The following is a 25,950-nucleotide window of genomic DNA, read 5'->3' as shown; positions in this document are numbered from 1 at the left end:
CAGAAACGTGAGATCGCTCTGGCGCAAGTCCATCGTGGTGCTGTGTGGCGTGGCACTCATCGCGTCCAGCTCGGCATGCTCGTCGAGCAGCGAGAACAGTGACGGCGGTTCCCCGGCCGGGGGCGGCTCGGGCGGCGGGACCTACTCCGCCGCCGAGGTCGCCGCCGCGACCGGTGTGTACAAGGTACGACCGCTGTTCGCCGTGCCGAAGACCCTTCCGGAGCGCTACCGGTTCGCCTTCATCAACCCCAGCCTGAGCTACCCGTACTTCGCGACGTGGTCGCAGGGGATGAAGGACGCGGCCAAGTTCTACGGCGTGGATCTCGACGAAGCGGACATGAACTTCAAGTACGACACGGAGTTAACCGCCTACCAGCAGGTCGCCGTCAAGCAGCCCAAGGTGATCGGCTCGGGCCAGATGAACGACGCGACGTACCATGCGGCCCAGCGCGACGGCACCAAGATCGTCTTGATCGACGGCACCTTCAAGGATGTGCCCCATTTCGGGGTCGACGACAACCAGGTCGGCAAGCTGGCCATCGACACGATGGCCGACCAGGCGAAGGCGAAGATGGCCGGCGCGTGGCAGGGCCGCAACGTCGTGGTCGCCGGAATCACCTCGGCGAACTGCACGCCCTGCGACACCCGGGTCAAGGCGTCCTTCGCCGAGGCGCAGGCGAAGCTCGGCATCCCCGCGAAGAACACCACGATGCTCACCCCGCCGGGGCAAGACCCGACGTCGTCGGCGGCGAGCACGTTCACCGACTTCCTCACCGCCCACCCCAGGGACGTGGTCCTGGTCGTGTCCTACGGCGACGAGCCGGTCATCGGCGCGATCAACGCCGCCAAGGCCGCCGGGCGCAAGGACGACATCCTCGCGGTGTCCAACGGCGGTGACTCGGCGGCGCGCATCGCGCTCCGTGACCCCAGTAACGCCGGGGTCCTGGTCGCGTCCATCGACTACCAGCCGTACGCGGAAGGATGGAACTGGATCGAGGCGGCGATCGCCACGGCGATGGGCCAACCGTTCGACACCTACCGGGTCGACCGGGTCCTCACCGCCGCCAACGTCGATCAGTTCTACCCGAACGACAAGACCGGCAAGTGAGCTCCGACACCGAGCGGGCCCCCGTGCAGGACACGAAGCAGGCCCAGAAAGCTCCGTCGCACAGCCTCGGTGTGCTCGACCCACGTGGTTGGCTGCGCCGCAGTGCCATCGTGTCGGCCCATGGCCCGGACGAGCGGGCCGGCCGGCGCACGGTGGTCGACCGGGTGCTCGACCTCGGCATCTACGTCGCGCTGATCGGCCTGATCATCTACTTCTCGCAGGCGTCGCCGTACTTCCTCTCCGAGCGGAACCTGCTCAACATCGGCTCGGCGGTCGCGGTCACCGGGGTGCTCGCGGCCGGCATGACCATCGCGCTCATCGCGGGCCAGCTCGATCTCACCGTGGGCGCCAACGTGGCGCTGACGAGCGTCGTCGTCGCCATCCTCATCGAGGACGGCTGGTCCACCTGGCTCGCCGTCGCGGCCGGCATCGTCGTCGGTCTCCTGATCGGTCTGGCCAACAGCACGCTGGTCGTCAGCGTCGGCATCAACTCGATCATCGCGACGCTCGCGATGGGCATCGTGATCCGCGGTCTCGCCCTGATCTTCACCGACGGGCAGAACAAACCGTTGACACACCTGGCGTTGACCGACTTCGTCAACGACCGCCCGCTCGGCATCCCCACCACGGTGTGGCTGCTGCTGGCGGTCTTCGTGATCGGCACGATCGTCATGACGTTCACCCGTGCCGGGTGGCACGTCTACGGCGTGGGCGGCAACCCGAGCGCGGCCCTGCGGGCCGGCATCCGCACCAAACGGCTCTACACCACGGTCTTCCTCGTGACGGGGGCGCTGGCGGCGCTCGGTGGCGTCATGACCGCCGGCACCTCCAGCAGCGGCGGCCCGAACTACGCCGTCGGGGCCGAGTTCGACGTGCTCACCGCCGTCCTGCTCGGCGGGATCGGGCTCGGCGGTGGCGCGGGACGTCTGGAACGCACGCTGGCGGGTGTCCTCGTCATCGGCGTGCTCAACAACGGACTCACCCTGCTGTCGGTCGAGTCCTACTACCAGCAACTGGCTCGTGGCGCGGTGTTCGTGTTGGCCGTCGTCATGGGTGCGATCTCGGAGCGACGGAGGACACGATGACCGACGACGAACCGATCCTTGCCGCCGCTGGCATCGGCAAGTTGTTCGGCCACGTGCGTGCCCTGCGTGACGTCAGCTTCGACCTCCGCCCCGGCGAGATCCTCGCGGTGGTGGGTGACAACGGCGCCGGGAAGAGCACACTGATCAAGATCCTCTCGGGCGCCTACGACCCGACCGAGGGGCAGGTGCTGGTGCGGGGGCGACCGGTCGCCTTCGGCAAACCGGCCGACGCCACCGCCGCGGGCATCGCGACCGTGTACCAGGACCTCGCCCTGGTCGACACCCGGGACGTGGCCGCCAACCTGTTCCTCGGCCGCGAGTTCCACAAAGGACCTTTCGTCGACCGTCGCCGCATCTACCGCGAGGCGGAGAAGCTGCTCGCCACGCTGACCATCAAGCTGCCGTCGGTGCGTGTCCCGGTCTATCTGCTCTCTGGTGGCCAGCGGCAGGCGGTCGCCATCGGCCGGGTCCTGGTCGGCGGCCCCGACATTGTGATCATGGACGAGCCCACCGCGGCACTGGGTGTGCAGGAGTCCGAACGGGTCCTGCGACTCGTCCGGGACCTGCGGGACGCGGGCAAGGCGATCATCCTGATCAGCCACAACTTGCAGCAGGTCTGGCGTACCGCCGACCGTATCCTCGTCATGCACCTCGGGACGGTCGCCGGGATCCGGGAACGCCAACACAGCACCGTGGACGAGATCGTCAAGCTCATCGTCTACGGCAACGAGGACGACGCCACCACGAGCGGCCTTCCCGACTCAGGAGCCTACGCATGACCGTGCCCAACCAGGATGCCGCTGACCCCCATTCCTTTGCGGGCGCGGTGATCCCGGCGTCCGCGCCACGGCCCGCGCTGCCCGGGGATCGAACCGTGCAGGTGCTGGCCTACTACTACCCGCAGTGGCACACCGATCCCACCAACGACCTGATGTTCGAACCCGGGTGGACGGAGTGGGGCCTCCTGCGTAAGGCCACGCCCCGGTACCCGGGGCACTACCAGCCGAAGGTTCCCGCGTGGGGCTACGCCGACGAGGCGGACCCGGGTGCCGCCACCCGAATCGTCGACACCGCGCTGACCCACGGCCTGACCGGCTTCGTCGTCGACTGGTACTGGTACGACAACCACCCGTTCCTCAACCGGGCCCTCGACGACGGGCTGTTGCACGCGGAACGCGTCGACGAACTGCGGTTCGCGCTGATGTGGGCCAACCATGAGTGGCTCGACATCTACCCCGCACGCGACCCCACCTCGCCGGCGCTGCTACCCGCACCGAACACCCGCTACCACGCACGCAACGCGTTCCGCCACGTCATCGACCGGTACCTGCACCACCCGTCCTACTGGCGCCTCGACGGCGCACCGTACTTCTCTCTCTACGACGTGCCCTCGTTCGTGCGCGGGATGGGCGGGGTCGACGCCGCGGCCGACATGCTCGCCGAGTTCCGCGCGATGGCCGGTGCGGCAGGCATCCCCCGCCTGCACCTGAACGGTGTGACGACGTTCAACATCGACGACACGCCGGCCATGGCAGCCCGGCTAGGCTTCGACACGGTCACCCACTACACCTGGTGGCACCACCCCGATGCCGGGTTCGACACCTTCCCGACCGCCGACTACCGGCGCGTGCTCGACCGGGCCCGTGCCGTGTGGGACGAGTTCAGCACGTCGCTGAACGGCCGCTACCTGCCGAACGTGACGATGGGCTGGGACCCCAGCCCGCGCACCGTCGACTGGCCCATGGACAAGGAGTGCGGTTACCCGTTCACCAGCATCCTGACCGGCAACACCCCGGAGGCCTTCGGCACCGCCGTCCGGGACGCGGTCCGGCACGCCCGCACCCACGCGCAGCACCCGGCGGTCCTCGTCAACGCGTGGAACGAGTGGACCGAGGGCAGCTATCTCGAACCGGACGACCAGCACGGGCTTGCCTATCTGGAAGCCATTCGATCGGCGATCGAGGGGGCCGCGTCATGACCGTGTCCGAAGTCCTGCGCACGCAGCGCATCGAGCTTCCGTCCTGGGCCTTCGGCAACTCCGGGACGCGGTTCAAGGTGTTCGCCCAGGCGGGCGTGCCGCGCGATCCGTACGAGAAGATTGCCGACGCCGCGCAGGTGCACAGGTGCACCGGCGTCGCACCGAGCGTCGCGCTGCACATCCCGTGGGACAAGGTGGCCGACTACACCGATCTCGCCGCCGCGGCGAAGGACGACGGCATCGAGCTGGGCACGATCAACGCCAACGTCTTCCAGGACGACGACTACCGGCTGGGCAGCGTCTGTAACCCCGATCCCCGGGTGCGGCGCAAGGCGCTGGACCACTTGCTCGAGTGCGTCGACGTGATGGATGCCACTGGCTCGCGCGACCTCAAGCTGTGGTTCGCCGACGGCACGAACTACCCCGGCCAGGACTCGATCCGGGCCCGGCAGGACCGGCTGGCCGAGGCGCTGCACGCGGTGTACGAGCGGCTGGGCGGACACCAGCGGCTGATCCTGGAGTACAAGCTGTTCGAGCCGGCGTTCTACGCGACGGACGTGCCGGACTGGGGCACGGCCTACGCGCACTGTCTGCGCCTCGGCGAGCGGGCCAAGGTGTGTGTGGACACCGGCCACCACGCGCCCGGCACCAACATCGAGTTCATCGTCTCGTTCCTGCTTCGCGAGCGGAAGCTGGGCGCGTTCGACTTCAACTCGCGCTTCTACGCCGACGACGACCTGATGGTGGGCGCCGCCGACCCATTCCAGTTGTTCCGCATCCTGCTCGAGGTGCGGCTCGGCGGCGGGTTCGAGCCCGACGCCGGCATCGCGTTCATGCTCGACCAGTGCCACAACATCGAGCCGAAGATCCCAGGCCAGATCCGCTCGGTCATGAACGTACAGGAGGCGACGGCCAAGGCACTGCTCGTCGACGTCGAGACGCTGACCGCGGCCCAGCTCGCGGGAGACGTCCTCGGCGCGAACGCGGTCGTGATGGACGCCTACAACACCGACGTCCGGCCCCTGCTCGCCGACCTGCGTGCCGAACAGGGGCTGGCCCCCGACCCGATGGCCGCCTACGCCGCGTCCGGCCACGCGGAGCGGATCGTCGCCGAGCGGATCGGCGGCACGCAGGCCGGATGGGGCGCGTGAACGTCGTTTCCCTACCACGGGTGCCCGACGAGGCGGACGAGTTCATCCGCCTGCACACGAAGGACTACGGCGCGGTGCCGGCGTACCGCTGGATCCTGCCGTTCTTCATCTCGGGCGGCGTCCCTCATCACCGACGCGCCGCTCTGGATCCGCTTCACGATCTCCGAACCCGGCCTCGCGGCCTACGTCGCAGCCGTGAACGACAGCCCCGGCCGTAAGGAGCCCTGCCGATGGGCAGAACTCTATTACGCGTGCGACGGCTCATCCTTTCGACGACGAATACCCCGGCGGCGCGACGTTCGAGGTCCGGGACTGGTTCCTCGACGGGGGCATGGGGTTCATCTGGATACCCACGGGCGAGCTGACCACCGACGAGGACGGCGTCCGCTACAACCATCTCAAGGACCACTGGTACGGCTACGCGCTCAATGATCACTGAGAACGGGCTTCAGTACTGGTTCACCCGGGCCTCCAGGGCGAGGCTCGCGTCGATCGCCTTCGCGGGGACGCCCTTGATGCCCATCTGGTCCTTGGCGATGCGCCCGAGCGAGGGCAGGCTCTTGCGGTCCGGCCACGTCTCAGGCTTCCACAGCGACGACCGCAGGAACGCCTTCGCGCAGTGCATGAACAGCTCCTCGACGTCCACCAGCACCGCCAGCCGCGGCCGCTTGCCCCGGACCGTCAGGTCGTCGAAGAAGGGCGCGTCCGAGACGAGCGTCGCGCACCCGTTCACGCGCAGGGTCTCGTTCATCCCCGGCACGATGAACAGCAGCCCGACGTGGGGGTTCTGGAGCACGTTGCGGAGGCTGTCGACGCGGTGGTTGCCGGGGCGGTCGGCGATCACCAGCCGGTGGTCGTCGAGGACCAGCACCGACCCGGCCGGGTCCCCCCGGGGCGAGACGTCGCAGGTGCCGTCGGAGTTGGCGGTGGCCAGCAGCACGAACGGCGGGTGCGCGATGATCGTGCGCGCGTGCTCGTCGATGCGGCCGATGTCCTTGTCCCAGTTCGCCTGCGGCGGCTCCTGCACGATCGCCCGGAGCTCGGCCTCGGTCGCCACCGTACGGATCTCAGAGGTGTCCATCACGCTGATATTAGGTGAGGCTAACCAAACGTACTAGGGTCGGGGCATGTCGTACCCCCACCTCCCATGATCAGGGAGACCGGTACGCTGCCCGTCCTCGCGGCGGGTCCGTCTCGCCGGCGATGCGGGAGCCATGGTCATGCCACCGCGTTGGCCCGGATCACCGTCTCGGTGCGGCTGCCCCGCCGTCTGCCTGCTGGAGGCGGCGATGCGTCCCGACGTGCCCACCACGCTCGCCGCAACCGACCCCGGGCTTCGCAGCCGTGCGCCTGGGCGCCATCTTCCATCTGGCCTTCGACGGTGGCCTGATGCGCCTGCCCGCCCCAGGCGACACTTCTCGGCCGGGGAGGTGACGCGGACATGACCGACGGCCAGCACGAGACCAGACTTTCTGGTGCCGCCTGGCCACACCGGCAGGTGTCACCGTATGCGGAGAATAGCTCCGTTGGTGCGTGACGAAGCCCCGCCGGTGGCCAGTGCCCCTGCCAGGTAATGGAGCCGCCTGAGCGGGGGGCAGCCAGTGGTTCGACGTGATCGTGCACCCGCGTTCGACAAGTGGCGTGTGCTGCCCCTGGTGAACCCGGGCTACCGTGTCGTTTGGCACGATAAACAACAATTTCTAGGGGAGACACAGTGAAAAACGAGCTGAAGACCACCGAAGGCGCTCCCCCGCTCGGCGCATACTCACAGGGTCTCGTCGTCGGTGACTTCGTCTACACCTCCGGTGTGTGCCCACTCGACCCGCACTCAGGCGAGGTCGTCGGCGACGACGCGGCCGCCCAGACGCACCGGGTCATGCGCAACCTCGGCGCCATCCTGGCCGCGCACGGCCTCGGCTTCGACGACGTGGTCAAGTCCACGGTCCACCTGCAGCACCTCAAGCGCGACTTCGCCGCGTACAACGAGGTGTACGAGTCGTACTTCAGCAGGCCCTACCCCGTGCGCACGACCGTGGGGTCCGAGCTGCTGGAGGACATGCTGGTGGAGATCGACTGCGTGAGCTGCCGGTCGTAGCTGACGGCCGCGTTGTCGTCCCAGGTGTCGAGGCGCATGCCGGCCTTTGAGTGGCACTTCTCGGTGCGCGCCGTTCCAGCGGGACAAAACATGTCAGCCGGAGCGCTGCTGCGCTGGTACTACTTCAGTGACCGGATTCTGCACGAATTCGATGATTTCTGGGTCGAGGTTAAGGACTGACGTCACTCCGTGCCCATAGAACACGGTCCAGCAGGATCTCAGCGACCCAGCGTCAACGGGGCTCCGGGTCGAGCCTCTGCGTGAAGAGTGCCCTGCCCTCGACGTCCTTGAGGGTGACGGTCAGTTGCTTCGTGCGCGGGTCGATGTCGACCTGGCCGAAGAACTGGTAGCCCTCCAGCGGCGAGGCGGACGCCCGCGGCGGCACGGCCTGGAAGACGGCCTCCGGGCCGAAGGTCGCGTCGAGCGTGTTCGGGCCGAAGGCGCCCGCGTTGAGCGGGCCGGAGACGAACTCCCAGAACGGGTCGAAGTCCTGGTACGCCGCCCGGTCGGGTTGGTAGTGATGCGCGGCGGTGTAGTGCACGTCGGCGGTGAGCCAGACGTGGTTGCGGATGCCGAGACGCTTGATCTGTGTGAGGAGGTAGGCGATGTCGAGCTCGCGGCCCAGCGGCGCACCCGGGTCGCCGTTGGACGACGACTCCTGATTGCTGCCGTCGGGAACGACGAGGCCGATCGGCAGGTCGTTGGCGATCACCTTCCAGGTCGCCTTCGACGCCTTGAGCTCACGCAGCAGCCACGCGGTCTGCTCCTTGCCGAGCAGGCCGCCGTCGGCGACGGTCTCGAGGCCGGTGGTGTTCGGGTCCTTAGAGGTGCGCATGTCAAGGATGAACAGATCCATCAGCGGCCCGTAGGACAGCTTGCGGTAGACGCGGCCCACCTTGTCCGGCGAGACCGGCGAGACCGGGATGTACTCGTGGAACGCCTGGCGGGCGCGAGCCGCCAGCTGGTCCACGCGCGTGCCGTCGGGGAATCCGGCGCGGCCGACCAGGACCTGGCCGGGGTACCAGTTGTTGATCACCTCATGGTCGTCCCACTGGGCGACGATCGCGGTCTCGGCGAGGAAAGCGCGCCAGTTGTCGGCGAGCAGGTTGTACTTGTACTGGCCGCGGTACTGGTCGAGCGTCTGCGCGACCGCAGTCTTCTCCTCGATCACCAGGTTGCGCCAGATCCGGCCGTCGGGCAGGGTCACGGTCTCGGTAACCGGCCCATCGGCGTACACGTTGTCGCCGGAGGAGAGGAAGAAGTCGGCGTTCGCCGCGCGCATCGCGTCGGCGATCCGGAACCCGCCCAGGTCGGGGTTGACGCCCCAGCCCTGGCCGGCGATGTCACCGGACCAGATGAAGCGGATCGGGCGGTGGCCGTCGTGCCGGCCCAGGCCCGCGCGGAAGCGGCCGACGAGCGGCTCGCTGCTGCGGCGGTGGTCGTGCTGGTCGGCGGCGGTGATCCGGTAGTAGAGGTCGGTGGCGGTGGGCAGGCCGCGCACGTTGATCTGGCCGGTCAGGTCCGAGGCGGGGGTGGCGGTCGGGCCAGCGACGCTTCGCAGGATCCGGCGGAAGGAGGGGTCTCTGGCGATCTCCACCCGCAGCCGGGCAGGACGGTCGACGCGGGTCCAGAGGGAGACTGAGCCGTCGACGGCGTCGCCGGCCTGGATCCCGTGTGTGAGGACGGGTCGGTTGGCTAGTACCTGCCCGGGGCCGCGGCGGGCCGAGCGGGCGAGGGCAGAGGAGCCGAAAGCAGGGGCGAGGGCGAGCCCGACTCCGATGGCGGACGTGCCCCGGAGCAGCGTGCGGCGGTTGAGCGCGGTCATGCGCTGAGCTTGGTGCGATGCGGACAACACCGGGTGAAATTCCGGGAACCGGGTACTGAAACTGCAGCGATCACCGAGTACGCCGCCACGCGACTCGCCGGCCCGGCCGGCCCTGGACGCCGCAGGTGTCGACTACACCTCCGAGATCTACCCCGGCACCGTCCACGGCTTCACCATGTCCGACACCGACGCCTTCAACCCCTCAGCACTGCAGCGCCACTGGGACCGCCTGCTCCCCCTCCTCGACCGCACCCTGGCCAACAGCTGAGGCTCCGGCTCGGAAAACAAACACGAAGTACACGGCTCCGCGGTCCTTAGAGGCCGGCTGTGATCCTCATATGATCACTGGAGAGGATTGAAGACGGCCTCTGATCAATCACCTCTTCACACGCTCGAATACCTTCGCGCCGGACCCCTGTGCCGCTCGTGGCGGCTCATGCCGCCTCCTTTGGTGTCCGTCCCTGTGCTGCTGCCTGCTCGTAGTCGATCGGCGTCCGCATCCCCAGCGCGGTACGCAAGCGCTCGCGATTGAAGTCGTCGACCCAGGCGGCGGCCGCCCGGCGGGTCTGCGCGTGGGCGGCGAACGGCCCTGCGGCGCGCAGCAGCTCGAATTCCATGGACGAAAACAGCGACTCGGCCGCGGCGTTGCCCAGCGCCGACCCCATTCGGCCCATCGACTGCCGCACGCCCATCCGGGCGCACGCCTGCCGAAACAGGCTCGCGGTGTACTCGCGGACTTCGTCGGCGCCGCCCCGGAAACTGACCGTCACCCCGGCAGCGCAACCATCCGGGTCGGGGCGTTCGACTTGGCCGGGGTCGGGAATGTAGGCGTTCGCTCGGCTGGGCTGGCGATCGACGTCGGCCACCCGTTGCAGAGCAGCGGGTAGATCGGGTTCGCCCTGCGCTCGGACCGGTGGGGGCGGGGCCTCGGGGCGAGGTCGTGCGGCTGCTGCTGCGGCTCGGGTTCGATGAGTTCGGCCTGTACCGGGTGTGGGGAGCCCGCGATCCTCTCAACGAGGCGTCAGCGCGGGTGATGCCCTAGACCGGAATGGTGGAGGAAGGCACCATCCGCGGGCACCTGCATCTCAAGACGGGCTGGCGGGATTCGGCCGTGCATTCCATCCTGGCTCCGGAATTGGCCCGAAATGCCCCGTGCCTCTTCTTGAGCGTGTGGCCGGGAGCGCGGCGCCCCACCGACGTAGCTCTCCCCGTTCACCCGACTTTGCCGGGGCCCCTGGGATATGTGGTAGGTGAATATCATCCAAGGTAAGGCCATCACAAAATCGGCGCTCGCCCCGCTTAGCCGACTTTTCCCCGGATATGACAAGGGCCGCGCGACCCGCATCGAACCGAAAGCTCGTTTGTCCGATATGTATCGTTGGTCGCCATTTCCTTTGATGGGGCGAATCGTGAAGAAATCGAAATTGCTGGTAGGCCGGCTGTCCGGCCTCACTCTCACGGGCGCGGCAGTTCTGATGGCCGCACCCCAGTCGGCGTACGGCTACGACACCGGCGCCCCGTGCGACTCTGGTGCATGCGACGCGCAGGCGGTCGCGGTCGACGCCGGACGCACAGACGGCGAACGGGCCCTGCCGGCCCTCTTCCCCGGCCAGACGTGGGGCATCATCGGCCGCAACACGCTGGGCGGGCCGAACGCGGTCTTGCGCGACGGCCCCTACGGGCGCACGACCGCTACGTTCGCGGCCACCCAGGCACCTCCCTATGGGCAAGGCAGCCTGGGCATCATCGTCGGCAGCGGCGCCGACAAGATCGCATTCGGCAACGAGACGATCTTCGCGGGCGACCGGCTCTCCGCCATCCGCACGCTGAGGTACTGGATCTTCGCGGGGGTCGACTCCCTGACCGGGGTCAGCGTGCCGAACATCACCATCGAGGCCGATCCGAACGTCGGCACCGCCGACTACACGAGCCTGGTCTACCTGCCCGACACCTCCACCAGCCCGTCGGCTCCCGCGACACGCGTCTCCAACGCCTGGCAGCGCTACGACGCCGCCGCGACCGGAAGCAGGTGGTACGCGACAGGCGCCACGGGGACCACCATCGGTTGTACCCAGGCCACGCCGTGCTCGTTCACCGATCTCAAGACCCGGCTGCCCAACGCGGTGATCAGCCTCAGCCTGGGGATCTCCAAGGGCAGGGACAATCCGTTCGTCGGCGCCGTCGACGGGCTCCGGGTCAACAACACGGTCTACGACTTCGAGTTCTCCGGCGTACGTACGAGGCTCGAGCGCTGATTGCTGGACACTCGCGGGACGGGTGCGATCGCGCACCTCGTCCCGCGCTGTTTCGCTTCAGCGTCACTCATCGGACGGAACTACGGGTTCACGAGCTGGACCGGTCGATCGAGGGCATCACCTCGGCGGCGGTGCGGTCATGGTGTGAAGGTGTGCGCGATCAGCGGAGATCGAGCTGGCCGAGCATGCCGAGCTGGTCGCTGCTGCCCCACCGCTCCACCAGCTTGCGAAGCGGCTGATCTGCATGCCGCGGTAGCGCATACGACCGCAGTGTCACCGGCGAGCAGTCCGACGCCGACAGATCCCCGCAGAAACTCGCAGCCGAAGATCGTCCTGGCCCGGCGGGTCAGTCTGGCCCCCGTCACCGGCTCACCCGCCGGATCCCGCGGATCGTGGGAAGGGCGGTCGGGCCGGAGTTGACGTTGACCTCGTGCTCGACGGTGACGGCATCCCCGTCGAAACGGAGGGTGAGCTTGTCGATGAACGGCGCTTCGAGGAAGTGCCACGTCAGGCACAGGACGTCTCCCACGGCGTCGTGGCCGGGCCGGGCGGCCCATTGGGCGGCGGCCAGGATGGGAGCGCAGGCGTCCTGGTACGAGTGGTGCAGCCGCCACACGCTCACGCCGGTGCGCTGCCGCACCCAATGGCCGATGCCATGTTCGATCTCATTCCGGCCACACTCGTCCTCAAGGACCAGCAGCACCGAATCGGCCCGTACGTCGATCGAGACCGAACGCAGGCCGTGCTCGTTGGGTTCGAAGTCGTAGATCTCCCGGAAGCCGAGCCGGTGCCCCGAGGGGCGCAGCCGCTCAGGTTCGCGGGCGCGCAGCACCCACCGGTCGACCGCTTCAGCATCGGCCGCCTGGAACGGGTCGTCTCCGTCCGCGCCGGCGAAGGCGGCCCGGAAAGTCTCCCGGATCATCTTCGGAAGCTCGCGATAGGTGTCGTCCCCCATGGCGCCGGTGACGACGACGACGCCGTCCTGCTCGGGGAAGATCATGCACTCCTGGCCGAAGATACCGGCGGCGTTGTAGATCCCGTCCTCGGTCGTCCAGAACTGGTAGCCGTATCCGGAGTCCGCGACGGCGTCCGGAGCGGGGGGCACGAGTTCCTGACCGTTCCACGCACCGCTGAGGGCACTGCGGACATGCGGGGCGGACGCTTTCTGCGGCCACCCGTTCGGAAGGATCCGCCGCCCCTGCCACACGCCGTCCTGGAGGTAGAGGACGCCGAAGGAGAGCAGATCGCGGGGCCGCATCGACAGGCCGTTGCCGCCGCTGGCCACGCCTTCGGGATCCCGCTCCCAGTCGAAGTCCGTGATGCCCAGCGGCTCGAACAGGCGCGGGCGCAGATACTCGTCGACGGGCTGACCGGACACGCGCTGCACGATCGCCGAGAGCACATGGCTCGTCGTGCTGCTGTACATGAAACGGCGGCCCGGCAGCTCGACCACCGGCTCCTCGAGGAACTCCTCGATCCAGCCGGTCCGGCGCAGGCGGGTCGTCGCGCCCGACAGCCCGCGACCGTGCCCGGTCCGCATGGTCAACAGGTCCCGGACTCGCATCCGGCTCAGATTCCCGCTCGGTACGGCGGGCAGCCGCCCGTCGAAGAAGCTCACCACGGGATCGTCGAGCCCGAGCAGCCCTTCGGCCTCGGCGAACCCGACGGCCGTGCCGGTGAAGCTCTTGGTGGCCGAGTGAAGCTTGTGCTTGAGATCCGGTTCGTGCGGCCACTGCCACAGGTCGAGCACCGTCCGTCCGCGCCAGTGCACGAGCAGGGAGTGCAGCCGCATGCCCTTCTTCTCGAGTTCCTGCAACAGCGCGTGAACCGGGCGCATGCCGATGGTCGCGTGGTCGTTCGTCATGGTCACCTTTCTTTGTGGGATCGGACGCCACCATCGCGTTGACGAAGACGGCGCCTGCGTCGATGAGGGGTACGAGGCGCCGCGCCTCGTCGAAGTCCGAGGTCCGAGGTCCGAAGTCCGAGGTCCACAGTGCCGCGCCGAGCCCGTACTCGGTCCGGTTGGCCGGCTCGACGGCCCCCGCGGCGTCATTGACCCGGTGGAGCACGTCGAAGTACACGCAGCCGGGCTCGTCGGTGAACGGGCGTTCGGCGTTCTCGGCGATCGCGGCCAGGAACGGTTCCAGGTCTCACAGGCGAGCCCGCAGGTCGGCGGTGAGGCTGATCATTGTGTCCCTTCGGCGGCGACGGCGTGCGGTAGCGCGGTTCCGGTCTGCTCGGCGAGCGCGGTCAGCCTCGCCCAGGTGCTGTCCGTGATGGGGATGCCTTCGGCAGTGCGTCGCTGGGCGGCGCGGGCCTCGAGCTCTCCCGGAAAGAAGATCTCTTCCGTTCCCGCGGCCTTGTCGACTGCCTTGGTCGCGTCGATCAGCGTCTCCATACGGGCCTCGAACTCGGTCAGGGTGGTGAGCGCGGCAACGTCTATGGTCATCAGGAGGTGTCCGCAGCCACTGGGCCTGTCGGGATCGTAGGGGCCGACGACGGAGTCGCCGAAGCCGCTGCCGGTGAGGACTCCGGCGAGAACGTCCATCATGAACGCGATCACATAACCCTTCGCTCCGGCCATCGGCAGGATCAGCCCCTCGATACCGGCTTGTGGGTCGTTGGTGTCCGCTCCTGCGGCGTCTACGGCCCACCCGTACGGGATCGCCTGGCCGCGTTCGGCGGCGAGGTAGAGCTTGCCGCGCGCGACCGCGGTGTTGGCGAGGTCGATGACCGCGACGCCGTACCTGCCGGCAGGGGCCGCGATCGACCAGGGGTTCGTGCCGATCGACTTGCGGCGACCGCCCCAAGGCGCCATGGCGGGGCTGGCATTGGAGACGAGCAGGCCGATGCAGCCGGCATCGGCGGACTTGCGGGTGAAGTAGGCGGCCATCCCGAAGTGATTGCTGTTGCGGACCGCGACGCCGCTGATCCCGTGTGCTTTGGCGCGCTCGGTGCCCAAGGTCACGGCACGGTCGGTGAGCACTTGGCCGATGCCGTCACGCCCGTCGAGTACGAGCAGGGAGCCCGTGTCGATCACGACGGTGGGATCCGTGGTGGCGGACATGGCACCGGTCCGGAGCCGCTCGACATACCAAGGCAGACGGAGCGTGCCGTGGGAGGGATGTCCCCACAGATCGGCCTGGACGAGGCTGTGGGCAAGCAGATGTGCGTCCTTCTCCGGCACGTCGGTCTGGACGAGCACCTTCCCGCCGAAGCTCAACAGTTCGTCGGCGGCAACCGTACGCGTGGCCGGCTCGTCGGCGCTCACGCGGTGCTTCCCTGGACCAGTTCACCGATCGGGGCATGGTGGCGCAGACCGGTCGAGCCAAGCGCCGACCGCTCGTGGTCACCCGTCGACGTGCTCATGGTTCTCACCGGCTGACTCCCGCCGCGGGCCGGCGGGCACCCAACCCGGTCGTGGCACGCTGTCCAGGAGCATCGCGGTGTATTCGTGCCGCGGATCGCGCAGCACGTCGCGAGTGGCTCCCGACTCCACCAACGCCCCTTTCCGCAACACCAGGATCTGCTCACTGATCGCTTCAACGACGGCCAGATCATGGCTGATGAACACGTACGACACCTCGAGCTCGCGCCGCAGCTCGTCGAGCAGCAACAGGATCTGTGCCTGGATCGAGACGTCCAGCGCGGCGACCGCCTCGTCCAACACCAGTACGTCCGGTTCGATGCACAGCCCGCGCGCGATCGCCGCGCGTTGCAGCTGCCCACCGCTGAGCCACCGCGGTCTTGACTCCCGTTCTCGGGTGCCCAGCCCGACCCGGTCCAGCAGCTGATGCGTGCGGCGCCGACGCTCTGCGCGATCGCGGTGTCCGTGCAGTGCCAAGGCGTAGTCCAGGCTCGCCTCGATGTCTTGGCTCGGGTCGAAGGAGCTGTACGGATTCTGGAACACCAGCTGCACGGCGCGTGCGCGGCGCAAGCGGGCTCGGCGGCCATGCGGCCGGGTGGCGACATCGTGGCCCCCGACCGCGACGGTTCCCGTGTCCGGTCGTTCGAGCCCGGCGATGATCCGGGCGATCGTCGTCTTGCCGCAGCCGGACTCGCCCACGATGGCCAGGCACTGTCCGCGCGCGAGTTGGAACGAGACGTCGTCCACAGCGACCACGTCCCGGCGCGTGTCCGACCGGCTCCGAAACGTCTTGCGCAGACCGTCGACCCGCAGGGCCGTCTCGCTCATGGTGTCCCTTCCGTACGTGCCAGGCCACCGGCCTGCGCTCGCAGGTCCAGTTCGGTGTGCCGGTGACAGGCGACAGCGCCGTCATCACTACTGCGCTCGAGGTCCGGTACGCGGTCTCGGCACATCTGCGCGGCGTACGGGCAGCGCGGCTCGAACCCGCAACCGGTCGTGGACTCGCCGAGCGACGGCGGAGCACCGGGGATCGGGCGGATCGGCCGGCCGGACAGCAGTTGAGGTGTGCTGTCGCGCAGGCCGGCGGAGTATGGATGTAGCGGCGACGTGAACAGCCGGTCGCCCGGTTGAACCTCGATGATCCGTCCGGCGTACATCACGCACACCCTGTCGCAGATCGCGGACGCCAATGCCAGGTCATGGGTGATGAACAACAACCCGAGGCCGTGCTCTCGCCGTAGCCGGAGCAGCAAGGCGACGATGGATGCTTGGGTCGAGACGTCCAGTGCGCTGGTGGCCTCGTCGGCGAGCAGGATGTCTGGTTCGCCCGCGAGTGCCGCAGCGATCACGACCCGCTGCAGCATCCCGCCCGAGAGTTCGTGCGGGTGCTGGTCGTAGTGCCGGGCCGGATCAGGAAGCCCGACCGCGTCGAACAGCTCGAGTACCCGGTCGCGTGCCTCGTCGCGGGCCATACCGTGCGCGGTGCGCAACTGCTCGCTCGCGTACGCGCCGACGGTGCGGACCGGGTTCAGCGCCGACTTCGGGTCCTGATAGATCATCGCCAGACGCCGGGAGCGCAGCCGGCGTAGTCCGCTGTCGTCGAGCGCGAGTACGTCGTCGCCGGCCATGCTTACGGTGCCGTCGACGCGAGCGCCGTCGGGCAGCAGTCCCAGGGCGGCACGGGCGGTGGTCGATTTGCCCGAACCGGACTCCCCGACCAGCCCGACGATCTCACCCGGTTCGACCGTGAACGACACGCCGTCCAGCACCGGCCGCGCTGTGCCGACCATGCGGACCGTCAACGACGCATAGCGCAGACTCATCGGTCCACTCCCAATTTGTCGGCGAGCCGTACTCCGACGACGTTGAACGCGACCACGGTCAGCGCGATCGCCGCGCCCGGCGCGAGCGACGGCAGCAGGGCACCTTGAATCAGCGGCAGCTGGCCCTCGGAGACCATCAAGCCCCAGTCCGACGCAGGCGGTTGCGCGCCGAGGCCGAGGTAGCTCAGCGCGGCCATGCTCATCAGCGCCTCGCCGAACAGGACCACGCAGTACCCGAGAATCAAGGGGATCACGCGGGGTGTCAGACGCCGCAGACAGATCGACATGCCGCCGACGCCGAGCACACGGTACGCCTCGACGTACTCCTTGCGGCACTCTGCCAGGGCCGCGCTGCGCGCCAACTTCGACACCGCCGGGGTGTAGGCGAGGCCCAGGGCGATCACCGCCGAGGCGATGCCCTCGCCGAACACGGCGATCATCAGCACGGCGAACAGCAGGCCGGGAAACGCGATCCCCGCATCGGTCGCTCGTGAGATCGCGGTGTCCACCCAGCCGCCCTTCCAGGCGGCGAGGATTCCGATCGGCGGCCCGAACACGAGCGCGAACGCCAGGATCAGCAGCGGACTCAGCAGTCCGGTCCGCACGCCGTACATCAGACGGGAGGCGATGTCCTGGCCGGACTGGTCGGTGCCGAGCCAGTGTGCGCCGCTGATGCCCTGCAGCGAGGCGCCGAGGTCGGCATCGGTTGGATCGTGTGGCGCTATCCACGGCGCGAGCAGACCGCACCCGATCACGACCACCAGGAACGCGACGGACAGCCAGAACGCCGTACCGGAACGACTGCGCGGTACGGGTGGCGCCACATCGATGGCAGCGGCGGTCACGACGCACTCTCCCGAAGCCGCGGATCGGCCAGCCGTTGCAGCACGTCGGCGATCCGGGTGGTGACGATGTACGCGAGCACCAGGAACAGCAGCACCGCCTGCGTGACCGGCAGATCGCGCTGGTCGATCGCGTCAATCAACAGCTTGCCGACGCCGCTCAACCCGAACGCCTGCTCGACGATCACCGTGCCCGCGATCGTACTGGCCGTGACCAGACCCGCCATGGTGATGATCGGCGCCAGCGAGTTCCGCAGCAGGTGCTGGCGGACGATATGACCGTACGGCAGCCCGCGCGTGCGGGCGACGTCGACGTGCGGCGCGTCCTGCTGGCCGACCATCGACTGCCGCGTGACCCGGGTGATGCCGGCGATCGAGCCGACCGCGAGTGCGAGCGCCGGCAGCGTCAGGTGATGGATTCTGCCGAGCAGTCCGTCACCCGCGCCCGTGGTGGGGAACCAGCCGAGTAGCGTCGAGAACACGCCGATCAGTGCCACGGCGGCGACGAACGGGGGCACACCCCCCAGGAACGTCGTCACGGCCACGATCACCGAGTCGGCCGGCCGGCGGCGTCGCAGGGCGGAGACGACCCCGAGCACCACTCCGGCGCAGATCACGATCGTCGCCGTGTAGAGCACCAGAACCAGCGTGACGTCCATCCGCGAGCCGAGCAGGCTCGAGACGTTCTGCCCGTACACGTACGAGCGGCCGAAGTCGCCGCCCAGGGCGTTCCCGAGCCAGTAACCGTACTGCACCCAGACCGGTTCGTCGAAGTGGTACTGCGCGTTGATCGCCGCGAGCGTCTGCGGGCTGAGGTTCTCCGGCCCGCCGGCGAGCAGCGCCGCCTTGTCCCCCGGCGCGAGGTACATCGCGATGAAGATCAGGAACGACGCCAGGATCAGTGTCACCACGACCTCCGCGATGTTGCGGGCAATGGTCCGTAGCACGTGGGCTCCCCTCAGGCCGCGCCGAGGTCCGCGGCCCACGGATAGTTCAGGTAGGCCATCGACACCGGTGCTCCGGTCAGGTTCTTGCTGGTGACCAGCGTGTTCGGCGTCATCACCAGGGGGATCGACACCATGTTCCGCAGGTAGATGTCCTGAACCTGCAACGTCAGGTCGGCGCGTTCGGCCTCCTGATATTCACCTGCCGCCCGCTCGAAGGCCTTGGCGTACGCGGGATCGTCGAAGCCGACGTAGTTGTTCACGCCGCCGGGCAAGGCGTTGTCGTACATACCGAGCGGGTCGGGCTTCGAGAGGTACCAGTCACCGATGAAGCCGTCCACCTTGGCGCGTGCCTTCTCGCTGGCGTACAGGTCGGAGTACTGCGCGTCCGACAGCGTCTTGATCTCGACCTTGAGACCGAGGTGGTTGGCGGCGACGCGGACTCCGTTGGCCATCACGTTGGCGATCTCGCTGCCGTTGGTGGCGATCGTGATCGGGCCGGGGTCGCCCGCCTGGTCGACGAGCTTCTTCGCCTTGCTCAGATCGTCGTCGGTCGGCACCGCCGGCGCGACGTCCACCCGGTCGTACGCCTGCTGGAACACCGTCGGTGCGTATCCCCAGGTGCCCGAGCCGACCGGCAGTTTCCACGGTTGGGCGCGGCCGTCGAACGCGGCGGTCACGATGTCCTCGCGGTTCATCGCCAGCGAGAGCGCGGTGCGGATGTTCGGGTCGCCGAGCCCACCGTCCTTACGGGCGGGGAAGACCTGCCAGGAGGTCGTGGTGGCACCGTAGGAGATCGTGAGTTCGGCGTTCGAGGCCAGCGGGCCGACCAGCGAGGAGTCGCTTAAATACGTCCCGTCGGCTTCGCCGGAGTTCACTGCGTTGACGACCGCCGACGCGGCGCCCCAGGTGAACGTGATGTGCTTGGTGCGCACAGTGCGCGAATCGTCCCAGTAGTCCGGCGCCGCCTCCAGGGCCAGCGAGGAACCCGCCTTCCACTCCGCCAGCCGGTACGGGCCGCTGCACGCGTCCGGGCTGCTCGGGGTGCCGAACGAGTCGCCCTCCTTGTCGATCACGGAGCGGTCCCAGATGATGCCGCCGTCGCCGGCCATCCGCATGTCGAACTGCGCGTCCGGGCGGGCGAGGGTAACGGTCACCTCGTGCTCGCCGGTCTTGCGGATCGCCTTCACCCCCTCGTACTCGTCCGACTCGTCCGCGCCGGGCTCGGCGTGCCGCTGCATGCTCCACACGACGTCATCGGCCGTCATCGGACGACCGCTGTGGAACGTGACGTCGTCGCGGAGTGTGTAGACGATCGTCGTCTTGTCCGGCCGGGTGACCTTCTTGGTCAGGAACGGCCGGATGCTGAAGTCGGGCTGCAGTTGGAACAGCCGCTCGCACATGTTGCTGATCACGGAGTCCTCGACGTCGCCCGCGTCCACGTCGGCGTCGAGCGTGGCCGGTTCGGCCTGCAGCATCCAGGCGACCTTGTCGACGGGACCGGACGCCGGACCGGTGGTGGCGACGAGTTCTTGCTCCGACGGCGGTTTGCCTTGGCTCTTGGGGGAACCCCCCGCGCATCCGGACAGGGCGAGCGCAGAGGCCGTGATGACGATGGTGGGGATCAGGATGTGTCGATGCATCGGGTGCTACCTCTGCGGGGTGGGGGAGTCCGGGCCGTCGTAGATGTTCCAGGGGGTGAGCTCGTACGGATGTTCACAGGGCATGCCGGCCGTCAGGTGGTACGTGCCATCGGTCAGGTCGGCGCAGCTGGAGAGCAGGGTCGACCACTGCTGGTGTTCGGTATGGGACGAATCGGGGTGGGAGCACACCGACTCGGGTGCGCTGAAATGGTTGGACATCGTGTCCCGCACGACCTTGCGGACGGCCTCGCTGTCGGGTGCGGCGGCGCAGTCTGCCAGACCCTTCTCGATGATCGGCACGCGATACAGCGAGCTCGCGGAGTACGGGCGGTAGGTGTGGGCGAGCTGAGCGGGGATGCGTGCCTGGTAGTGGTTGCCGTGCACGAGCACGCCGCCGGTCGGGTAGATCCAGTCGTGTGCGAAGGGAGTGGTCTCCAGGTCCATCGCGAACCCGTCACGGTGCGTGATCAGCGCGTTGCTGGGGATGTCCTGTCGGACGTCCAGGAGCGTCCGGATGGCCTCGTGATACCCGAAGGATTCGAGCACCCGCCGGCGGATCAGCGGCTGCGGCACCCCCGGCGGCGTGCCCGGGAAGCGCCCGCCGAGACCGTTCGCGTTCAGCGCGATGCCCGCGGAATTGGCGCCCTGGCGACCGATCTGACCGGCCTCCACGTGCTGCACGATCGTCGGCTTGCCGGGACGTACGATCCGCAGCAGCATGACCGTGTCGCGTACCGCGTGCCGCCAGTCCCAGTTCTGCCCGCAGTACACATGTCCGTCGCCGGTCGCCTCCGGCAGCAGCGCGAACGACGAGCAGCCGTCGGAGTCGAGGTCGTGCTCATCCTCCGGCGACGGAGGCAGCTCGCTACGCCGCATCCGGGAGACCTCGCCGCGGGCGTTCAGCGCGAGAACGTCCAGCAGTTCGAGACCCGAACCCTCGGCGATGCCGCGCATCTCCTCGACCAGGTCCGGAGCGAAATCGATGCTCGGCGCCAGCCATTCGCCGGCGAGCTCGCGAGCCTGATTCCAGGTCAGACCGAGAGAATCCCCGAACGATGCCTCGTAGAAGTCCCGCGCGAGCGCGATCTGGCCGGCCGCGAACTCCCCATACTGCCGACCGCGGGTGCGGTCATCGCCGCTGATCTCGACGCACGGGAGGCTGACCATCCGAACTCCTAGCTGCTGTAGTATCTACCAACAGATCGTGCAGTTTGGTAGTAGGTACTTCAGGAGGGAAGTGTAGTGAGTGCTTCAGATCTGTCAATGGATGTAATCGACCCTTCACGACCATCCCTTTCTGAGCGGGTGAGCCGGGCACTGGCGAGCCTCTCGCCGGCCGAGGCCCGAGTAGCGCAGTACCTGAAGGCGATGCCGGCCGAGGACCTGATCTTCGCCAACGCCGAGGAACTCGGCCGGCTGACCAAGAGCAGCGACGCCACTGTCATACGCACCGCACGCAAGCTCGGCTACACGGGCCTGCCACAGCTCAAGCGCGAAGCCGGGAACACGCTCGGAACGAATGCCGATCCCAAGGACCAGTTATCCAAGAAGCTTGCGGCGCTCGGTTCCGACATCGGGTCCATGCGCAGGCAGATCTTCGCGGACGCCGCCGAGTCGCTGGAGCTGTCCGAGAACGCGCTCGACGACGCCGAGCTGCAACGGGCGGTCGGGGCGATCGCGCACGCGGGTTCGATCCACGTCTACGGTTACGGCGGCTCGGAGCTCGGCGCCCGCCATCTGGCGCGGATGGCGAACCGGATGGGGTACAACGCCCGGACCATCGGCGACACCGGGCTGATGCTCGCGGACTCGGTCATCTCGATCTCGCGTGGTGACGCCGTAGTGATCTTCCAGACCGGCCGGCGGTTGCGTGACATCGACGTACTCCTCGAGCACACCGCGGCAGTCGGAGCGACCAGCATCCTGGTCAGTGGTGAGATCCTGCACGAACAGCTGGCCGGCGCGTACGACATCGGCCTGTTGGCCATCAGAGGCTCGGCCAAGGTCTCCGCGGAGGCGCTGGCACCGATCCTGGTCGCCGACGTGATCGGATACAGCCTGAGTGCGCTGGACGAGGAACGTGCCATGCAGACGCGCGAGCAGCTGACCCACGTACGCCAGCAGTTGATCCAGCGCAAGGCGTGAGCCGGGGTCAGGCAGTCGCAGCCGCCGTTGACCTCCGGCGCGGACCAGAGCGACGAGATGCGGAGCGTTGACCGTGCGCAGTCGCGCAGCAGATCAGCCCATGACTCGGTGGACTCGCGGTAGCCGTCGGCCAGGGTGATCAGCTCTTTGCGTCCGTCGACAGGTCACGGCCGGGGAAGGCGCGCTGCTCCGCCTTCCACTGCTCGGTCAGCTTCGTGATCATCAGCAGAGCACCGGCAACGCGCAGCCCACCAAGGTTGAGTGGCGGCTCGCCGTGGCTGCGGGAGTTCCGAGCCTGGTACGGCACGTCGAGGATCTCGGAGACCACGAACGTCGTCGTGGGGGCGTTTGAGAACCCTGCGGACCGCGAGTTCGCAATCGCGTGATCATTCCAGCAGGCGGCAGGCCTCCGCCATGAACTCCAGTTGCTCTCGCCAGCCGGCGTTGTCGGACCCGGCGACGACCCGGTCGGCGCCCGCGGCCTGGTAGGCGGCGAAGATCTCGGCGAGCTCGCCGGGTACACGTGCCACCATCGGAACCCGCGCTGCCACGTCGGGTAGCATCCCGTGGACGTCGATCAGATTGCGGACCAGGGCATCGTAGGCCAGGCGGGCGGACTCCCCCTCGCCCATCACGATATGGCCGCCCACGGTGACGCTCGGGCGGGGCACGCCGCGCTCGGCCGCGAGGTCGCGCAGGCGTGCGACAGCGGGCGCCAGGTCGGCGGGGCCGATGAGGGAAGGGAACCAGCCGTCGCCGTGGTCCAGAACCCTGCGAAACGCGGTCTCGGAACCACCGACGAGGACGGGCGGCATGGCGGCGGCCGGGGCCTGGACAAGCGGCGGCCGCCCCTCGGCCACTTGAACCGGCTCGCCGGCGAGCAGCCTGGGCAGCAGCGCGAGCGCGGCGTCCGTGGCCCGGCCCCGCCCCCCGGGCTCGACGCCGAGGGCCTGCCAGAACGGCGCGCCGGGGAAGCCTCCCGAGCCCACGCCGAGCAGGAGCCGGTCGCCGGACAGGTGCTGAAGCGTCGCGACCTGGGCCGCCAGCCACGGGACCGGGCGGATCGGCGCCACCAGGACGCTGAACCCGATCTTCACCCGCTCCGTGACCGCTGCGGCTACGGCTCCGACGCCCTGCGGGACGCACCGGAGCACTGCGTGGTGAGTAGACTGAGCAGCCACATGATCGACAGGACGGCAAAGATCCGCGCGACGCAGCAGCTCGCCGGGGCATGCTGCGACAGATTCTCTGAGGCCCGTGGCGAGTTGACTATGCGAGGAGGCGTGCGTGACCGGGTCGCAGGAGCGCTACTCGACGAAGAGTGAGTTCGCCTACATATGCCTGCGTGACAAGATCGTGTCTCACGAGTTCGCTCCAGGTGAGACGCTCAACCAGGCGGTGATCGCGCGCGACCTCGGCATCAGCACGACCCCTCTGAGGGAGGCCCTGCGCAGGCTCAAGTCGGAGGGGCTGGTCGAGCTCGACGCCCACCGCGACGCCAGGGTCACCATGTTGTCCGCGGAAGAGGCACGTGACCTGGTGGAAATCCGTCTGGGCCTCGACCCGCTCGCCGCCTCGTTGGCGGCGGAGCGGCGGTCGAAGGAGGACATCATCGAAATGCGCGCCGCGGCCGAGCTCGGCGCGTTGCCCGATCGCCCGTCGGTCGCCGATCTCGCCGCGCATCGGCGGTTCCACCGCGCCATCTACCACGCGTCGCACAACGAGATCCTCATCTCGACCCTCGACGCGCTGTGGGACAAGGCCGATCGCTACCGGCTCGTGGGTCTCCAGGACCGGCCTGACCGGCCCGAACGCGATGACACCGTGGACGAGCACCGGCAACTGCTCGACTTCGTGATCGCCGGCGACGGCGACGCGGCAGCCGAGGTCATGGTGCGCCACATCAGGGGGAGCCTCGGGGCGAGGGCCACGTCCCGCCTGGCCCGAGGGTAGCCCGTCACCGCTCCGCCACCACGGCCGAGCCGTCCGAACGGGGGTCTGCGGCTGCGTCGAAACGGCCGTTGAGACCGACCCTGATCAGGTTGGCATGACCTAGCGATTCGTCACGCGGTACGGGCCGTCACTCGGGCGATGACCCGGGCGAGCGTCGGCATCAGGAGGGTGTACGCGTCGCCGGTGAGGTGCAGCCCGTCCTCTTCGAGGCCGCCATTGAGGATCTGGTCCGTGTCGAGACACGCGTCAGCGCCGACGGCAGCTCGTAACACCTCGCGGTAGGCATCGAGCTCACGGTTGGTCCGCGAGCCGAGGCCGGGTCTGACGATCTCCTGCATCACCGGCGGGAGGAAGGCGACCAGGTGGGCACCGTCGAAGGCCTCGGCGATGGCGTCGATGTTCTCGGCGAACCGGTCGATCGGCACCCGCTTCCAGGGTGCACAGTCGTTGGCGCCGAATGACACCACCACCACGTCCCAGCCGGGCCGAGCGAGCATCGGCGCGCACCGTACGCCGTCCGAGCTGTCCCATCCACCGGCGGCGCAGTTGTACACGGTCGCCGTTCCATGCAGTTCGCGCTCCAGGTGCCGGATTCGCGCCTTGGTGAACCGCGCCAGCATGCTGTCGCCGAAGAGCATCAGGTCGCGTATGCGCGGCCCGTTTCGCAGGGCGTCCGCCGGAGCGACCATCACCGTACCTGGCCCGGTCGGGCCGACAGGCGGGAGAGAGCCTTGGCACCGAGGCTGCTCCGGATGTGCCCGCGCATCACCTCCGCGGCCGTGGCGCTGTCTCCCGCGACGACGGCGTCCAGCATCGCCTGATGCTCGGCACTCGTCTCGTCGCGCCGCGCCTGGTCGCGCTTCTCCTCCAGGCCGACCAGGCGATAGCGGTCGGCCTTGTCCCAGAGGCCGTCGAGGGTGTTGATCAGCAGCTCGTTGTGCGAGGCGACATAGATCGCGCGGTGGAACCTGCGATGCGCCACCAAGTCGACCACTTCGGGCTGGTTGGACAGCGGCTTCAGCCCGGCGAACGCGGTACGCATGGCGTCCATGTCAGCCGAGGAGCGCCGCTCCGCCGCGAGCGAGGCGGCCAAGGGGTCCAGCGCACGCCGCATCTCCAGCAGGTCACGGGCCTCCTCGGCGGACAGCTCGGTCACCCGGGCGTCACGGTGGGCGTCGAGTTCGACGAGCCCTTCCGACTTGAGCCGCCGCAGCGCCTCCCGCAGCGGGGTGGTGCTGATCCCGAGGTCGCGGGCCAGCATCGCCTGGTTGAGCACCGTGCCAGGACGGTATTCATGGGAGAGGATCCGGTTGCGCAATGCGTCGTAGGCGAAGTCCCCCTTGGTGGAGAAACTGGCAAATGATCCGTTCATCCATGCACCTCGTGTGACGTCACAGCGCCGGGTCAGCCGCGTGGCCGCCGGCCGTGACCGCCGGCGTCTCCTTGAGCACGGATCGGAAGAAGTCGGTGACCTGGTCGATCACGTCCACGCCCTCATGGCCGACATCCTCGACCAGGTCGAACCGGGTCACGATCCGTGCTCCGCCAGGTTCCTCCGGAGCGTGCGCAGCCGCTCGGGCCGCGGGTGCCTCGCTCCCGCAGGCGGCGGACGTGACCAGCATCGCGGCCGCCGCTACTGCCCCCACCCATCGCAACCATCGAGTTCGTTCAGTCACTGTTCACGCCTTCTGTGACTCTGGGGGGTTTCGATTGGAGCGACTACAGACTATAACCTA

At 68.4% G+C, this 25,950-nt stretch carries 28 protein-coding genes; 12 read left to right on the top strand and 16 right to left on the bottom strand.

The annotated features are described in order from the left end of the window. Nucleotides 1-7 precede the first annotated feature (7 nt). From ITP53_RS58910 to rhaI, 5 genes are read left to right on the top strand one after another with little or no spacing between them, the layout of a single operon-like run. Nucleotides 8-1,108 (top strand): sugar ABC transporter substrate-binding protein, encoded by a 1,101-nt coding sequence (locus tag ITP53_RS58910; RefSeq protein ID WP_195893285.1) that lies wholly within the window; start codon nucleotides 8-10, stop codon nucleotides 1,106-1,108. Further along, complete coding sequence (locus ITP53_RS00765) at nucleotides 1,105-2,193, top strand: ABC transporter permease (RefSeq protein WP_195893284.1); 1,089 nt, start codon at nucleotides 1,105-1,107, stop codon at nucleotides 2,191-2,193. The genes ITP53_RS58910 and ITP53_RS00765 overlap by 4 nt, the downstream gene beginning before the upstream one ends. Further along, the gene (locus ITP53_RS00760) at nucleotides 2,190-2,972 is read left to right on the top strand and encodes an ATP-binding cassette domain-containing protein (protein WP_195893283.1); all 783 of its coding nucleotides are present in this window, start codon (nucleotides 2,190-2,192) and stop codon (nucleotides 2,970-2,972) included. Before ITP53_RS00765 ends, ITP53_RS00760 begins: the two co-directional genes overlap by 4 nt. Beyond that, entirely contained in the window at nucleotides 2,969-4,171 is a 1,203-nt protein-coding gene (locus ITP53_RS00755) for a glycoside hydrolase family 99-like domain-containing protein (RefSeq protein WP_195893282.1), read from the top strand. Before ITP53_RS00760 ends, ITP53_RS00755 begins: the two co-directional genes overlap by 4 nt. Next, complete coding sequence (gene rhaI, locus ITP53_RS00750) at nucleotides 4,168-5,322, top strand: L-rhamnose isomerase (RefSeq protein WP_195893281.1); 1,155 nt, start codon at nucleotides 4,168-4,170, stop codon at nucleotides 5,320-5,322. The genes ITP53_RS00755 and rhaI overlap by 4 nt, the downstream gene beginning before the upstream one ends. Before the next feature lie 448 nt (nucleotides 5,323-5,770). Here the strand turns inward: rhaI and ITP53_RS00745 are convergent, their stop codons facing one another. Then, nucleotides 5,771-6,403, bottom strand: coding sequence for a pyridoxamine 5'-phosphate oxidase family protein (locus ITP53_RS00745; RefSeq protein ID WP_195893280.1), 633 nt, complete (start codon nucleotides 6,401-6,403; stop codon nucleotides 5,771-5,773). A 633-nt stretch (nucleotides 6,404-7,036) separates the two neighbouring features. On the opposite strand from ITP53_RS00745, the gene ITP53_RS00740 reads away from it, so the two are divergent. Then, entirely contained in the window at nucleotides 7,037-7,417 is a 381-nt protein-coding gene (locus tag ITP53_RS00740) for a RidA family protein (protein WP_195893279.1), read from the top strand. A 36-nt stretch (nucleotides 7,418-7,453) separates the two neighbouring features. Next, nucleotides 7,454-7,597 carry a hypothetical protein gene (locus ITP53_RS00735; protein ID WP_195893278.1) on the top strand — a complete coding sequence of 48 codons (144 nt, stop codon included), beginning with the start codon at nucleotides 7,454-7,456 and terminating at the stop codon, nucleotides 7,595-7,597. A gap of 52 nt (nucleotides 7,598-7,649) precedes the next feature. Here ITP53_RS00735 and ITP53_RS00730 read toward each other — a convergent pair whose 3' ends face one another. Then, nucleotides 7,650-9,242, bottom strand: a complete 1,593-nt coding sequence (locus tag ITP53_RS00730; protein WP_195893277.1) for an alkaline phosphatase D family protein — start codon at nucleotides 9,240-9,242, stop codon at nucleotides 7,650-7,652. Nucleotides 9,243-9,297: 55 nt separating this feature from the next. Here ITP53_RS00730 and ITP53_RS00725 point away from each other — a divergent pair, with 55 nt between their 5' ends. Beyond that, nucleotides 9,298-9,510: a dienelactone hydrolase family protein gene (locus ITP53_RS00725; protein ID WP_207755380.1), complete on the top strand. Its 213-nt coding sequence runs from the start codon at nucleotides 9,298-9,300 to the stop codon at nucleotides 9,508-9,510. Nucleotides 9,511-9,676: 166 nt separating this feature from the next. On the opposite strand, the gene ITP53_RS59965 is transcribed toward ITP53_RS00725, so the two are convergent. After that, nucleotides 9,677-10,108, bottom strand: coding sequence for an integrase core domain-containing protein (locus ITP53_RS59965; protein WP_195893276.1), 432 nt, complete (start codon nucleotides 10,106-10,108; stop codon nucleotides 9,677-9,679). A gap of 47 nt (nucleotides 10,109-10,155) precedes the next feature. Between ITP53_RS59965 and ITP53_RS58905 the strand changes: the two genes are divergently transcribed. Together ITP53_RS58905 and ITP53_RS00715 are read left to right on the top strand one after the other, a co-directional pair. Further along, a complete protein-coding gene (locus ITP53_RS58905; protein WP_268960863.1) occupies nucleotides 10,156-10,284 on the top strand; it encodes a hypothetical protein in 129 nt (42 codons plus the stop codon). Nucleotides 10,285-10,651: 367 nt separating this feature from the next. Beyond that, nucleotides 10,652-11,497: a hypothetical protein gene (locus ITP53_RS00715; RefSeq protein ID WP_195893275.1), complete on the top strand. Its 846-nt coding sequence runs from the start codon at nucleotides 10,652-10,654 to the stop codon at nucleotides 11,495-11,497. Nucleotides 11,498-11,858: 361 nt separating this feature from the next. On the opposite strand, the gene ITP53_RS00710 is transcribed toward ITP53_RS00715, so the two are convergent. The 8 genes from ITP53_RS00710 to ITP53_RS00675 form a co-directional block, all read right to left on the bottom strand. Further along, nucleotides 11,859-13,361: a serine hydrolase domain-containing protein gene (locus ITP53_RS00710; RefSeq protein WP_195893274.1), complete on the bottom strand. Its 1,503-nt coding sequence runs from the start codon at nucleotides 13,359-13,361 to the stop codon at nucleotides 11,859-11,861. A 321-nt stretch (nucleotides 13,362-13,682) separates the two neighbouring features. Further along, nucleotides 13,683-14,768, bottom strand: coding sequence for an Ldh family oxidoreductase (locus ITP53_RS00705; protein WP_207755369.1), 1,086 nt, complete (start codon nucleotides 14,766-14,768; stop codon nucleotides 13,683-13,685). Between the two features lie 78 nt (nucleotides 14,769-14,846). Beyond that, the gene (locus tag ITP53_RS00700; RefSeq protein WP_195893273.1) at nucleotides 14,847-15,692 is read right to left on the bottom strand and encodes an ABC transporter ATP-binding protein; all 846 of its coding nucleotides are present in this window, start codon (nucleotides 15,690-15,692) and stop codon (nucleotides 14,847-14,849) included. Continuing rightward, entirely contained in the window at nucleotides 15,689-16,687 is a 999-nt protein-coding gene (locus ITP53_RS00695; protein WP_195893272.1) for an ABC transporter ATP-binding protein, read from the bottom strand. The genes ITP53_RS00700 and ITP53_RS00695 overlap by 4 nt, the downstream gene beginning before the upstream one ends. Beyond that, the gene (locus tag ITP53_RS00690; RefSeq protein ID WP_195893271.1) at nucleotides 16,684-17,532 is read right to left on the bottom strand and encodes an ABC transporter permease; all 849 of its coding nucleotides are present in this window, start codon (nucleotides 17,530-17,532) and stop codon (nucleotides 16,684-16,686) included. The genes ITP53_RS00695 and ITP53_RS00690 overlap by 4 nt, the downstream gene beginning before the upstream one ends. Beyond that, complete coding sequence (locus tag ITP53_RS00685) at nucleotides 17,529-18,476, bottom strand: ABC transporter permease (protein ID WP_195893270.1); 948 nt, start codon at nucleotides 18,474-18,476, stop codon at nucleotides 17,529-17,531. The genes ITP53_RS00690 and ITP53_RS00685 overlap by 4 nt, the downstream gene beginning before the upstream one ends. Nucleotides 18,477-18,487: 11 nt before the next feature. Continuing rightward, entirely contained in the window at nucleotides 18,488-20,116 is a 1,629-nt protein-coding gene (locus ITP53_RS00680; RefSeq protein ID WP_195893269.1) for an ABC transporter substrate-binding protein, read from the bottom strand. Between the two features lie 6 nt (nucleotides 20,117-20,122). Then, nucleotides 20,123-21,283 (bottom strand): C45 family autoproteolytic acyltransferase/hydolase, encoded by a 1,161-nt coding sequence (locus ITP53_RS00675; RefSeq protein WP_195893268.1) that lies wholly within the window; start codon nucleotides 21,281-21,283, stop codon nucleotides 20,123-20,125. A gap of 138 nt (nucleotides 21,284-21,421) precedes the next feature. On the opposite strand from ITP53_RS00675, the gene ITP53_RS00670 reads away from it, so the two are divergent. Further along, nucleotides 21,422-22,261 carry a MurR/RpiR family transcriptional regulator gene (locus ITP53_RS00670; RefSeq protein WP_195893267.1) on the top strand — a complete coding sequence of 280 codons (840 nt, stop codon included), beginning with the start codon at nucleotides 21,422-21,424 and terminating at the stop codon, nucleotides 22,259-22,261. A 139-nt stretch (nucleotides 22,262-22,400) separates the two neighbouring features. Here ITP53_RS00670 and ITP53_RS60890 read toward each other — a convergent pair whose 3' ends face one another. Both ITP53_RS60890 and ITP53_RS00660 read right to left on the bottom strand, forming a co-directional pair. Further along, a complete protein-coding gene (locus tag ITP53_RS60890) occupies nucleotides 22,401-22,589 on the bottom strand; it encodes a hypothetical protein (RefSeq protein WP_407941205.1) in 189 nt (62 codons plus the stop codon). 58 nt (nucleotides 22,590-22,647) lie between these two features. Then, entirely contained in the window at nucleotides 22,648-23,415 is a 768-nt protein-coding gene (locus ITP53_RS00660) for an LLM class flavin-dependent oxidoreductase (protein ID WP_328813565.1), read from the bottom strand. 133 nt (nucleotides 23,416-23,548) lie between these two features. On the opposite strand from ITP53_RS00660, the gene ITP53_RS00655 reads away from it, so the two are divergent. Continuing rightward, nucleotides 23,549-24,214 carry a GntR family transcriptional regulator gene (locus ITP53_RS00655; protein ID WP_195893266.1) on the top strand — a complete coding sequence of 222 codons (666 nt, stop codon included), beginning with the start codon at nucleotides 23,549-23,551 and terminating at the stop codon, nucleotides 24,212-24,214. A gap of 110 nt (nucleotides 24,215-24,324) precedes the next feature. On the opposite strand, the gene ITP53_RS00650 is transcribed toward ITP53_RS00655, so the two are convergent. The 3 genes from ITP53_RS00650 to ITP53_RS00640 are packed head-to-tail and all read right to left on the bottom strand — an operon-like array spanning nucleotide 24,325 to nucleotide 25,746. Then, nucleotides 24,325-24,903, bottom strand: coding sequence for an SGNH/GDSL hydrolase family protein (locus tag ITP53_RS00650; RefSeq protein WP_195893265.1), 579 nt, complete (start codon nucleotides 24,901-24,903; stop codon nucleotides 24,325-24,327). Next, complete coding sequence (locus ITP53_RS00645; RefSeq protein ID WP_195893264.1) at nucleotides 24,903-25,586, bottom strand: GntR family transcriptional regulator; 684 nt, start codon at nucleotides 25,584-25,586, stop codon at nucleotides 24,903-24,905. The genes ITP53_RS00650 and ITP53_RS00645 overlap by 1 nt, the downstream gene beginning before the upstream one ends. A 19-nt stretch (nucleotides 25,587-25,605) precedes the next feature. Continuing rightward, nucleotides 25,606-25,746: a hypothetical protein gene (locus tag ITP53_RS00640; RefSeq protein WP_195893263.1), complete on the bottom strand. Its 141-nt coding sequence runs from the start codon at nucleotides 25,744-25,746 to the stop codon at nucleotides 25,606-25,608. Nucleotides 25,747-25,950 lie beyond the last annotated feature (204 nt).

It is taken from the genome of Nonomuraea cypriaca (assembly GCF_015645445.1).
Classification (GTDB): Bacteria; Actinomycetota; Actinomycetes; order Streptosporangiales; family Streptosporangiaceae; genus Nonomuraea; species Nonomuraea cypriaca.
Note: the sequence above shows the minus strand (reverse complement) of the source record. Positions and strands in the feature narration are given on the sequence as shown.